Raw genomic sequence first — 11,720 nt, forward strand, 5'->3', positions numbered from 1 at the left:
AAGGGCGACACGCCGCACGTGAACGTGGTTCGGCGCCGTTAGGCGACCGGCGGGGTGCCATGGGTGTGGAACGACTCGATGGTCTTCAGGCCCCACGCCTGGCCCTTCGCGCGCTCCGCCTCCGTCCAGGTGATGGTCTTCCAGTCCGGTGCCAGGATGAGGCGGGCGGACGGGTTGCACAGCTCGACGCGGTTGCCTCCCGGCTCGTAGACGTAGAGGAAGAACGTCTGCTGGATGGCGTGCTTGTGCGGTCCCGTCTCGATGAAGACGCCGTGGTCGAGGAAGATGTCGGCGGCGCGGAGGATGTCCTCGCGGGTGTCGGTCGCGAACGCGATGTGGTGCAGGCGGCCGTTGGTGCGCGTCCAGTCGCGCGTGTAGACGAGGTCGTATGACTTGTTGGTGAAGGTGACCCAGCGGCCGGCGATGGTGCCGTCGTCCAGGCGGATCTGCTCGGTCGGGTGCCCGCCGAGCACGTCCCGCAGGAAGTCGGTGCTCGGCTCGACCTCGGCGGCCAGGAAGTTGACGTGGTCGAGGCGTCGGACGCACACGCCCATCGCCGGGTACGCCTGCGCCTGGTTCTTCAGCGACGGAGCCAGCTCCGGGGGCGCCTGGTACCACTCCGACTCCCAGTAGATCTCCAGCTCGTGGCCGTCGGGGTCGCGGAACACGTAGGTCGGGCCGAGGCCGGGGTCGCCGTCGCGCCAGCCGATGCCGAGCCCCGCGTCCTCGATCGCCTTGACGCGCCGGTCGAGCGCCTCCGGGCCGGCCGCGCGCAGCCCGGTCCGCCGGATGCCGGACGTGCCGTGCGCGGTGAGCTTGAGGGTGTGGTGCTCGTAGTCGTCCCATGTCCGCAGGTACACCGAGTCGCCCTCGGTGCCGTTCTCGGTGAGGCCCATGACGCGGGTGAAGAACCACAGGCTCTTCTCGGGTTCGGGCGTCAGCAGCTCGACGTGTCCGACGTGGGCGATCTCGTGCTTGATGGTCATGGTCTGCTCCGGGGGAAGACTGTTCCGTCGAAGAGCTTGCGGGCGGTCCGGACGATGCTGGACCGGCGGACGGTCATGCCGTCCAGCTCGACCTCCACGTCCAGGCGCCCGGTCGGGTGCTCGACGCTCATCGGGACGCCCGGCGGCGGGAACTCGGCGAGGTCGTGGCCGACCGCGCCGTCGATCAGCACGGCGGTGGCGACGCTGACCGCGCCGAGAACGCCGATCGAGGCGTGCACGCGCAGCGGGATGAACGTGCGGGTGCAGACCATCCCACCGGCGCGGGGCGGCGCGACGAGGGTGGTCTTGGGCACCGAGGCGCCGGTGACGTCGCCGAGGCCCATCAGCTCACCGGCCTGCAGGCGCAGCGACTGGACGCGGTCGCGGAGCGCGTCGAGCTCGTCCGGGCTCTCGTACCCGGTGACACCGAGGTCGGACGCGGCGGCGACCACCACCGGCATCCCGTTGTCGACGCAGGTCACCTCGATGCCGTCGATCACATCGCGGAGACGGCCGGTGGGAAGCAGCGCCCCGCAGGACGATCCTTCCGTCTCCGCGAAGTCCAGGACGACCGGTGCGGCGGTGCCGGGCACACCGGAGATGGCGGTGTCGCCGTCGTAGTCGACCACGCCGCCGGGCGTGGGGAAGGTCGCGGTCGCGACGCTGTGCGAGTTGACCATCCTGATGCGGACGCTCGTGCGCTCGTCCCCCGCCGCGACGAGCCCGCGTTCGACGGCGAACGGCCCGATGCCGGCGAGCACGTTGCCGCAGTTCTGCCGGTCGGAGACGACCGGTTCCTCCACGCCGACCTGGAGGAACAGGTAGTCGACGTCGGCGTCCGCGCCGGCGGCTCGGGAGACGACCGCGACCTTGCTGGTCAGCGGGTGGGCGCCCCCGATCCCGTCGATCTGCCGGGGATCGGGGGCGCCCATGACGCGCAGCAGCAGGTCGTCGCGTCCGGCCGGGTCGGACGGCAGGTCCCCGGCCAGGAAGTAGGCGCCCTTGGACGTGCCGCCGCGCATCATCATGCAGCGGACGCCGTCGCCGTTCACAGGCTCACGCTCCCGACTCGGCATGGTCGGCGTACTCGACGTATTCGGCGTACTCGACGTACTCGATGCCCATCCCGGGCAGCCGGGCGCGCAGCCCGTAGCGGTCGAGGCCGAGTTCGCCGCGCCGGAACGCCTCCCGGGTCGCGGCCTCCTTCTCCTCCCGGGCCTTCGAGGCGGCGATCGCGTCCGGGACGCGGCCGCGCGGGACGCACAGCACCCCGTCGTCGTCGGCGAGGATCACGTCGCCCGGCCGGACCACCTGCCCGCCGATCGTCACCGGGACGTTCACCGACCCCGGTGTCGCCTTCACGGTGCCCTGGGCGCTGACGGCGGCGGACCACACCGGGAAGCCCATCGCGTGCAGTTCCGCGACGTCCCGTACACCGGCGTTGATGACGAGGCCGCGCACGCCCCTGTGCTGGAGCGCGGTCGCGAACAGCTCGCCGAACATCCCGTCGGTGGACGGCGACGTGGTCGTCACCACCAGCATGTCGCCGGGCCGGCACTGCTCGACCGCGACATGGATCATCAGGTTGTCGCCGGGCCACGACAGGACGGTCACCGCGGTCCCGCCGACGCGCGAGCCCAGATGCACGGGACGGATGGACGGCCCGAGGCACCCCGTCCGTCCCATGGCCTCGTGGACGGTCGCGACCCCGTACCGGGCGAGTGTGTCGACCGAGGCGGCGTCGGCGCGCGGCGGGTTCGTGACGACGACCGTCCTCACGCCAGGACCCCCGTCGTCTGCGGGTACAGCCGGACGTAGGCCTCGGCCCTCGTGTCGTGCGGGAGCCCGAGGTTCGGGCCCGCGTTGCGCTTCAGCTGCACGCCCCGCCGCTTGGCGAGGTCGGTGTAGTAGTCCCACATGTGCCGCTGCGCGGGCAGGCACTCCATGGCCCTGCGCTTGCGGTCGAACACCGCCGTGATGTCGAGCAGCACGTCCGGCTTGAACCCGCACTGCTCCGGCTGGTGCGGCTCGAAGAAGAACACCGGGGGCGCGCCGAGCGGCTCGCCGGGCGCGTCGTACCCGATGGCCTGCGCCAGCACCCGCGCCTGGAGCGCCATCCGCGCCGCCGCCGGATGGTCGCCGTTGTAGGGATCGGCGAGCGTGTGCGTGAGCACCACCGCCGGCTCGAAGTCCCGGTACACGCGGACGAGCCGGTCCACCAGCTGCGGCGTCTCGATGAGCGGGTAGTCCCCGGCGTCCAGGAACTCGATCTCCGCGCCGAGCTCGGCCGCCGCGGCCTCCGCCTCGGCCCGCCGGACCCCCTTGATCTCCTCCAGGCCCTTGCCCTCGCGCCACGCCTTGGCGGACTCGCCGCGCTCACCGAAGCTCAGGCACACGACCTTCGCGCGGTCGCCGCGTTCGGCGGCCAGGGCGATCGCGCCCGCGGCGCGCCACACGAAGTCACCGGCATGCGCGCTGATCACCAGAAGGGGACTGGACGGGGTGTCGTTGCTCATGGCACCACACGATGGGCCTTGTCACCCAAATTGTCAACAATCCTGAGAACATTAAGGTCGGCGACCACGGACCTGGTCGAGCAGAAGGCGGCTGAGCCGCAGGAGCTCCTTGTACGGGTCCCAGAGGCCGCCCACGTCCGTCCCCGGGCCGCGGCGGGGCGCCTCCAGCTCGTCCTGCATCCGCTCGGCCTCGGTGAGCGTCTCCTCGTCCGGCGTCTCGGGCAGTTGCCGGACCAGGTCGGCGAGCGTGCGGAGGAGGGCGGCGTAGTCCTGCCGGAAGTCCGGGTCGATCTGCTCGCCCTCCTCGTCCCCTTCGCCGTCCCCGTCCGTCCTCAGGCGCAGGGTCGAAGCGATCGAGCGCGCGTACGACATCGCGTTCTCCAGCGCGTTCAACTGGGCGGGGGACGCCCACTGCTCGGGGACGTCCCCCCAGCGGAACCGGTAGCCCCACCATCTCGCCCGCGGGTTGGCGCGCAGGCTGGCCTGCCCCTGCTCGACCGCGTACCGCGTCTGCTCCTGAACGCCCAGCAGCGAGGACTCGCGCTCCTGCCAGACCCGCCGCGCCTCATCGGGGGCGGTGAAATACTCGGCGAGCGCGTCCATGGCCTCGGCCAGCGCGCCGCGCATCTCCCCGACGGCGTACTCGCCCCGCCGCAGGTACAGCGGAGGGAAGATCACCGTGTTCACGGCCAGCCCGACCAGCAGGCCGATCATGACGTCGCCGAGGCGCGGCAGCACGTACCCGGTGACCTGGTGCCCGCCGAACAGCAGCGCGAACAGCGCGATGAACGCGACCTGCGGCGCCTGGTCGCCGAGCCTGCGCCAGCCGGCGATCATCATCGCGACGAAGAGGACCACCGCGATCCCGAGCGTGGTCGCCCCGATCACCAGACCGACCGGTATCGCGATGCCCGCACCGAGGGCGAACCCGGCGCCGTACGCCAGGCTCTCCTTGACGGACCGCGCGACCGTCGGGTACACGCCGAGCAACGCGGCCAGCGGGGCGAAGTACGGCTGGGGGTGACCGACCAGGTACTTGGCCGTCAGCCAGGCGACCACGGCCGCCACGACGGCCTTCAACGTCAGCTTGAGGCGCTCCGCCCAGTACCGGCCGCCGGCGAAGGGCATCAGATGGCCGCGCAGTCCCCCGATTCGCACCGGGGGACGGTTCCCGCGAACCGGCCTTCAAACCACGAGGGCCACCACGTGGCCCGCCGGGGGTGTGGGTGGCCGGCGGGCCGCGCGATGGCCGGTTCGGGGCGGGTCAGCCGTTGGCGGGGTCCAGCGAGCCGACGGCCTCGGGGGTGAGCACGGCGGCGCGCTCCCGCTGCGGGAAGTGGCCGACGTCGATGCGCGCGACCTCCTCGGCCGTCCGGTAGTCGATCACCGAGATCTGGTTCTTCTCGGCGAGCGAGACGTAGCAGTCGCGGCCGTTCGGGCCGGTCTGGGTCCAGTACGGCAGGGCGCCGGTGTCGTAGTGGACGGTCCCGTCCGTGGTCAGGCCGGGCCGCGAGACGATGGAGACGTAGTCGTCGATCGTCCCGGCCATGCACAGCTTGGTCTCGCCGGCGTTCATGGCCATGCCGTGATGGGCGGAGTTCTGCGGGTATTCGTCCGGGCTCAACGCGGCGCCCTCGTCACTGAACGGCATCTCCACCGTCCGCGTGATCTCACTGGCCGTCAGGTCGTACTCGACGAACCCGTTCAGGTAGGACAGCTGCGCGTACATGGTCGTGTTGTCGCGCGTGAAGACCGCGGGACGGATCCCGTACTCGAACTCGTAGGTGCGCAGATGCTCGAACGTGTTCGCGTCCACCGCGGTGACCGACCTCGACCCCTTCAGCCCGTTGAGGATCTTGGGCAGCGAGGTGATGCCGATGCTGGAGTTGTACAGGATCGTGCCGTCGGGCGAGTAGTCGTTGGCGTGCGGGTAGCTGCCGGTGGCGAAGGTCGTCACCAGCTCCCCGGTCGCGGTGTCGATGATCTCGGCCTTGCTCGCCGTGGTGGCGCTGACGACGAATTTCGTCCCGTCCGGCGACAGCGCGGCGTGGTCGGCCTTGAAGCCCTCGATCTTGCGCCGCCAGAGCATCCGCTCGCTGGCGATGTCGAAGGCGACGGCGTCCGACAGCACGCCCCGCGAGACGTAGAGGGTCGTTCCGTCGGGGGACACGGCCATGTCGTCGACGAGCTTGCGGTAGCCCTGGATGTTGTTGACGACCTCGTAGCCGATGCGCTCGACGGGGTTCATCGCGTCCAGGCGCTCCTGCAGGTCCGGGACGGCGTTGATCGAGCCGAGGTTCTCGTAGGTGGCGGTGTCGATGAAGCTGACGGTGCCGCCCTGGCCGTTGCCGACGGCCATCACGTCCCGCAGTTGGACCGCCTCCGCCTTGGGGGCGAGGCCGCCGGCCAGCGCCGTCACCGCCGCCAGGAGGGCGCAGACGAGCAGCGCGGCCGGTCTTCGGGGACTGAGGGAGGGCATGACTACCTCCTGTCGGGGTGGGTCTCCAGTCTGAAAACGGCCGTATTCTGACTGGGTTACTGGACGGTAGGACAACGGGACGCTCGACACAAGGCCCATATGCGGGAAAATGCCGTCCCGGGCGCGAAGGGAGCGATGTGGCAGGCAGGCGCGCAACGCCGACCGGCAGGTACGGCGGCCGGTCGGCCGCCGAGCGGCGCGCCGAGCGGCGCCGCAGATTCCTGGACGCCGGCCTGGAACTGTTCGGCCGCGGCCCCGGCTACCGGGCCACCACGGTCGCCGCCCTCAGCGAGGCGGCCGGCCTGTCCACCCGGCAGTTCTACGAGGAGTTCAGCACCCTGGAGGACCTGCTGGCCGAACTCCACCTGGAGGTCAACGACACGGCGGAACAGGCCGTCGTCAGCGCCCTCCCCGGCGTCGAGGGCCTTCCCCTGGCCGAACGCACGGCCCGCCTCTTCCGCGCCTACGCCGCGAGCATCACCGCCGACCGCGCCCGCATCCGGATCGCCTTCGTCGAGATCATCGGTGTCAGCCCCCTGATGGACCGCCAGCGCCTCGCCCGCCGCGCCCGCTGGATCGACTTCATCTGCGCCGAGGCGGCCGCCGCCGCCGGACGCGGCGAGATCGCCGACCGCGACTACCGGATCGCCGCCGCGGCCTTCACCGGCAGCATCACCGGGCTCCTGCACGACTGGGACGCCGGCTGGGTCGACGCCTCCCTCGACGAACTCATCGACGAACTCGTCCTGCTGCTCCTCGGCCGCCTCCACGCCGCCGACGGATGACCACATCTCACCCGTCCCGTAAGGGATGAATAGAGCGCACGTCAGCGCGCCCTTGTCAGGGTTGACGCGTACGGAGCGCTTCGGTTAGAAGCGCAACGGGGGACCTTACAGTTTCACACCGGTGGTTCCGAGGACGGAGGACGATCTTGACGAGGGTCGTTTCCGCGGCGGACGGGCGAGAACTCGCCGTTGAGGAATGGGGGGTCCCGACCGGTTTCCCGGTCTTTCTCCTGCACGGCACACCCGGCAGCAGGCTCGGTCCCATCCCGCGGCCCATGGTCCTGTACCAGCTCGGAATCCGGCTCATCAGCTTCGACCGCCCCGGTTACGGCCGCTCGGACCGGAAGGTCGGACGCGTCGTCGCCGACATCGCCGCCGACGTGCGGCTGCTGGCCGACGCCCTGGACCTGGAGGAGTTCGCCGTCCTCGGGCGGTCCGGCGGCGGCCCGCACGCCCTCGCGTGCGCGGCGCTGCTCCCCGGCCGCGCCACCCGCGCCGCCGCGCTGGTCGGGCTCGCTCCCGCGCAGGCGGAGGGCCTGGACTGGTTCGAGGGAATGGCGCCCGCCAACACCAGGGAGTACATGGCCGTCCGGGGGCAGGGACCGCTCGTCTCGGCCAGGCTGCGTTCGATCGCCGACCGGATCCGGGCCGACCCCGCGCAGCACGTCGCGGACCTCTACGCCGGGCTGACCCAGTCGGACCGCCGGGTCGTCCTCGAAGCCGGCATGCGCAGGATGCTCCTGGAGACCTTCACGGAGGCGTTCCGCACGTCCGCCGACGGCTGGATCGACGACCTGCTCGCCTTCTGCGCGCCGTGGGGCTTCGACCTCGGCGACATCGTCGTCCCGACGATGCTGTGGCACGGCGCGAACGACACCTTCTCCCCGGCCGGGCACTCCCGGTGGCTGGCCGACCGGATCCCGACCTCGACCGTCGTCGTCCAGTCGGGTTCGGCCCACTTCGGGGCGTTCAACGTCCTGCCGGACGTGCTGACGTGGCTCACCCGGCCCGCAGGCCGCCGCTCAGAGCGGCTGTAGTTCGAGGTCGCGGTCGACGCGGACACCGTCCCGCGCCTCCCCGATGAGCGGATGCGGATGCCGCTCGGCGAGGACCAGCAGCCCGGCGACCGCCCGCTCGCGCAGCTCCGCGGCCTCCGAGACCCGGCCCATCCCCTCCAGCGTGATCGACAGGTTGGACCGGCAGGCATGGGTGTCGGGATGCTCCTCCCCGAGGACCCGGGACAGCCTGGCCAGCGCGTCGCGCTCCGTCGCCTCGGCCTCCTCGAAGCGCCGCGCGTCGCCCAGGCAGTTCGCGTGGTTGACCGCGGCGAGCGGCACGAACGGGTGCTCGTGGCCGAGCAGCCGGCCGAGCGCCGCGACGGCCCCGGCGGTCAGCTCGCAGGCCTCCTCCAGATCGCCGGTGCGGCGCAGGTGGTACCCGAGGTTGCTCTCGATCATCACGGTGTACGGGTGGTCGTCGCCCATCTGGGCCCGGTGCGTGGCGAGCGCGGCGCGGGTGCGGTCGCGGCCCCCGACCAGGTCGCCCATCTCCGCCATGCAGGCCGCCACCTCCAGGTCGGCGGGCAGCGCGTCCGGCGACTCCGGAAAGTACCTCTGGTAACGGGCATAGGTCTCCTCCGCCAGCGCCAGCGCCTCCTCGCGGAGACCCGCCCTGCACAGCGACCTCGCGAGGCTCTTGGCCGTCCGCAGCGTGTCGAGGATCTGGTCGCCGAGCACCTCCAGGTACCGCCGGTAGACGTCCCGCAGCATCGCGACGGACTCGTCGAAGCGGCCCGCCTCCCGCAGGTCCCGCGCCAGGTTCGCCTCGGAGAACAGCGTGTAGGGATGGTCCTCGCCGAGCGAGACGCGGCGCTGCTCCAGGTTCTGCTTGTCGTAGCGGTAGGCGCTGCCCCAGTCGCCGGTCAGCCGGTAGTCGAGCGCCAGGTTGTGCGCCACCATCAGCGTGCGCGGATGCTCCTCCCCCCACGGCGTGGCGGCCTGCTCGTACGTCCGCCGGTCCAGCGCGAGCGCCTCCCGGAACTGGCCCTTCGCCCGCAGGTCGGCCGCCAGGTTGCCGGCCGTGATGAGCGTGTGCGGATGCGTCGGGCCGAGCGTCGGCGAGCTCTGCTGCCGCCGCAGCACGTCGACGTCCAGCTCGTACGCCTCGTCGTAGTGGCCCTGCGAACGCAGCACGTTGGCGATCTGCGACTGCAGGAACAGCCACTGCCAGTGGTCGCGGCCCAGCTTGCCGCTCCACTCGGCGGCCAGCTCCTGCCCGGCGGCCATCGCGCTGTCGAACACGCCCCGCTTCCACTGGTACCGGACGAGGTCGGTGAGCATCTGCCGGACGTCCTCGTCGTCGCACTGCGCCGCGGCCGACGGCTTCACATGCGGGAGGATCTCCTCCAGGTTCGGCCAGTTGCCCGGATCGTCGGTGTCGCCGTGCTTCGGCCGGGCCCCCAGAAGGATCTTGTGGACGTCGTGGCACGTCGACTCCGTCAGGCCCGGCTCCATCCCGTGCCGGATGACGGCCTGGACGAGCGGATGCACCTGGATGGAGTTGTTGCCCTGGTCGACCTTGGCGAGCGCGAACCGGCTGATCTCCCGGACGTGCTTGCCGAGCACCAGCTTGTCGCGGAGCGTCTCGTCGTAGGGGGCGAGGACGCCGGCCGTCTCGTCGCTGTAGATCAGGTCGAGCGAGATCGGCTCGGAGGAGAAGTAGGCGAGCAGCTCCAGCAGCCGCGCCGCCGCCGGGGACGCCTCCCGGAGCTGCCGGAACGTGACGCTCCAGGTCATCGCCACCGACTGCGGGAAGCTCTCCCCGCTGCGCTCCAGGGTGGAGGCGGTCTCGTGCTCCAGCGCGTCCAGGTACTCGCTCGCCGGCATGTACGTCGAGGCGAGCCAGGCGGCGGCCTGCTCGATCGCGAGGGGCAGATGGCCCAGCGCCTTGCCGATCTTGCGCGCGTTCTCCTCGGAGATTTCCGGGACGCGGCGGACCAGGTGCGCGGCCGCCTCGTCCTCGGTGAACACGTCCACCTCCAGCGGCATGGCGAGCCTGGTCCAGGCCGGGTCGCGGGAGGTGATCAGGACGTGCCCGTCGCCGCCCGGCAGATAGGACCCGAGCTCCTCCGGGCTGTCGGCGTTGTCGAAGACCAGCAGCCAGCGGGAGGAGGGCTCGCCGCGGCGCAGCGCCTCCAGAGCGGCACCGGCCGCGTCGGTGATGTTGTCGCCGACGCGCAGCCCCATCTGCTCGGCCAGGTTGGCAAGGCCCACCCGGATCGAGTCGGGCGACTGCGCGCTGATCCACCACACGAGGTCGTAGTCCGCCTTGAACCGGTGCGCGTACTCCAGGGCGACCTGCGTCTTGCCGACGCCGCCGAGCCCGTGCAGCGCCTGCGGCATGACGATACGGCGGGTCTTGCCGAGCAGCTCGTCGCGGAGCACCTCCAGGAGCCGGCCCCTGCCGGTGAACACGGCGTTGCGCCGGTCGGCGTTCCAGATCGGCGGCGCCGTCCGGGCGGCGCCGGGGAAACGCGGCCCCACCCGGGAGTGCTCGGCCGGATGGTCGAAGGTGTAACCGGGCCGCCCGAGGGCCTGGACGAGCGCTTCGGCGCCGCCGCGCTCCCCGCGCCCGGTCAGGTCGAGCGGAACCTGATCGCCGAACATCGTGCCGAGCGCGGCGTCCTGCACCCGGACGATCGTCAGCCGGCGGCGCGGGGCGGCGGTACGGCTGGCGAGCGAGTCCCACACCCGCTGCGCCTGCGGCGAGTTCACCGAGTCCGGCGACACCAGCACGACCGTGTGCTCGCCGGGCTCCCCCGGCTCGTCGCCCGGCGCCTCGCCCGGCGCCGCGTCCACGCTGCGGGTGACGACGCGGAAACCGGCGCGGCCGAGCGCCAGCGCCATCCAGTCGACCCAGGGACGGTCGGCGGAGACGTAGCTGATGAGCACGTCGGAGACCTCCGCCGGGCCGCGCCGGGTGAACCGGTCGAGGGTGGCCAGGCGCAGCTCCTCGCCGACGGGCGTGTACCCGCTCACCCGGCCCTCGGTGATCACATTGGTGAGCCGCTCGAACGCCGCGAGCATCGAGTTGGGCGACCCCGGAGCGTCACCGAACGTGGCGAGGGTCTCCTCGAACGCGTAGTACGGCCGGTACGGGATCTCGATCGACAGCCAGTAGCCGTTCGCGTCCTGCCGGGACATGCCGCGCGGGAAACGGTCGAAACGCGCGCGGGCGTACGCGCGGCCGGCCTCGACCTTCGCGTTCTCCCCGAAGTCGATGCGCATCGGGACGGGCAGGATGCGGATGGGCCGCACATGGTCGCGCCTGTCGATGTTCATCGCGATGTCGGCCGCGCCGTCGATGCTCTGGTAGCTGAGCGTGAAGCAGTCGACCAGGACGTCCGGGAACTGCAGTGTGCAGATGTCGGCGATGTCGCTGTATCCGGTGCGGCTGTCGATCAGGACGTAGTCGTAGTGCCGCCGCATGTCGTCGCGGAGCGCGTCGAAGAACTGCCCGCCGCCGAGCCGGCCGTAGAAGTTGTCCCAGTCCAGCGTGCGGGTGAGCGACGAGTAGTTCCGGTTCTGCCGCCCCGCAGAGATGAAGTCGAGCGTCCCCTCTCCGGGGAACTCCCATTCGAGGGTGACCGCGTGCCGCAGCACCCGCGCGTACTCGCGGTGCCAGTCCCGCGCGTCGTCCTCGTGTTTGGTCGTCGTCGCCCACGAGTACTCGTCGAGCATGTCGATGACCCCGGGCGTCGAGGTCAGGATGTTCTGGTCCAGGAACGGATGGAAGAACTTGTGCAGCCCCGGCGATTCCAGGTCCCAGTCGAGGACGAGCACCTTCTGCCCGGCCGCGGCCATGATCCAGGCGACGTTGGCGAGCGCGCTCGTCCGCCCGGTGCCGCCCTTGTAGGAGTAGAAGGTGACGATCGTTCCGGTGTTCGCCATGGGTT

The 11,720-nt window shown here is 71.3% G+C and carries 9 protein-coding genes; 2 read left to right on the forward strand and 7 right to left on the reverse strand.

Annotated features, from left to right (window positions below):
- Positions 1–38: 38 nt before the first annotated feature.
- The 6 genes from ACTWPP_RS26950 to ACTWPP_RS26975 form a co-directional block, all read right to left on the reverse strand.
- Positions 39–986, reverse strand: coding sequence for a catechol 2,3-dioxygenase (locus tag ACTWPP_RS26950; protein ID WP_443107162.1), 948 nt, complete (start codon positions 984–986; stop codon positions 39–41).
- The gene (locus tag ACTWPP_RS26955; protein ID WP_443107163.1) at positions 983–2,038 is read right to left on the reverse strand and encodes a 4-oxalomesaconate tautomerase; all 1,056 of its coding nucleotides are present in this window, start codon (positions 2,036–2,038) and stop codon (positions 983–985) included. Before ACTWPP_RS26955 ends, ACTWPP_RS26950 begins: the two co-directional genes overlap by 4 nt.
- Positions 2,039–2,042: 4 nt before the next feature.
- Positions 2,043–2,765, reverse strand: coding sequence for a 4-carboxy-4-hydroxy-2-oxoadipate aldolase/oxaloacetate decarboxylase (locus ACTWPP_RS26960; protein ID WP_443107164.1), 723 nt, complete (start codon positions 2,763–2,765; stop codon positions 2,043–2,045).
- Entirely contained in the window at positions 2,762–3,502 is a 741-nt protein-coding gene (locus tag ACTWPP_RS26965; protein ID WP_443107165.1) for a PIG-L deacetylase family protein, read from the reverse strand. The genes ACTWPP_RS26960 and ACTWPP_RS26965 overlap by 4 nt, the downstream gene beginning before the upstream one ends.
- A gap of 51 nt (positions 3,503–3,553) precedes the next feature.
- On the reverse strand, positions 3,554–4,660 hold the full coding sequence (locus ACTWPP_RS26970) for an FUSC family protein (RefSeq protein ID WP_443107166.1): 1,107 nt from the start codon (positions 4,658–4,660) through the stop codon (positions 3,554–3,556).
- Between the two features lie 106 nt (positions 4,661–4,766).
- Positions 4,767–5,981 (reverse strand): YncE family protein, encoded by a 1,215-nt coding sequence (locus tag ACTWPP_RS26975; RefSeq protein WP_443107167.1) that lies wholly within the window; start codon positions 5,979–5,981, stop codon positions 4,767–4,769.
- Positions 5,982–6,118: 137 nt separating this feature from the next.
- Here ACTWPP_RS26975 and ACTWPP_RS26980 point away from each other — a divergent pair, with 137 nt between their 5' ends.
- Positions 6,119–6,766, forward strand: coding sequence for a TetR/AcrR family transcriptional regulator (locus ACTWPP_RS26980; RefSeq protein ID WP_443107168.1), 648 nt, complete (start codon positions 6,119–6,121; stop codon positions 6,764–6,766).
- A 146-nt stretch (positions 6,767–6,912) separates the two neighbouring features.
- Positions 6,913–7,803, forward strand: a complete 891-nt coding sequence (locus ACTWPP_RS26985; RefSeq protein ID WP_443107169.1) for an alpha/beta fold hydrolase — start codon at positions 6,913–6,915, stop codon at positions 7,801–7,803.
- On the opposite strand, the gene fxsT is transcribed toward ACTWPP_RS26985, so the two are convergent.
- A complete protein-coding gene (gene fxsT, locus ACTWPP_RS26990) occupies positions 7,789–11,715 on the reverse strand; it encodes an FxSxx-COOH system tetratricopeptide repeat protein (RefSeq protein WP_443107170.1) in 3,927 nt (1,308 codons plus the stop codon). The genes ACTWPP_RS26985 and fxsT overlap by 15 nt on opposite strands.
- Positions 11,716–11,720: the final 5 nt, after the last annotated feature.

The sequence above is a fragment of the Actinomadura sp. 3N407 genome, from assembly GCF_052245875.1.
In the GTDB taxonomy this organism is placed as follows: Bacteria; Actinomycetota; Actinomycetes; order Streptosporangiales; family Streptosporangiaceae; genus Spirillospora.

Coding starts and splice junctions, on each gene's coding strand:
- ACTWPP_RS26965 (WP_443107165.1), bottom strand. CDS start 3,502: ATGAGCAACGACACCCCGTCCAGTCCCCTTCTGGTGATCAGCGCGCAT.
- fxsT (WP_443107170.1), bottom strand. CDS start 11,715: ATGGCGAACACCGGAACGATCGTCACCTTCTACTCCTACAAGGGCGGC.
- ACTWPP_RS26950 (WP_443107162.1), bottom strand. CDS start 986: ATGACCATCAAGCACGAGATCGCCCACGTCGGACACGTCGAGCTGCTG.
- ACTWPP_RS26975 (WP_443107167.1), bottom strand. CDS start 5,981: ATGCCCTCCCTCAGTCCCCGAAGACCGGCCGCGCTGCTCGTCTGCGCC.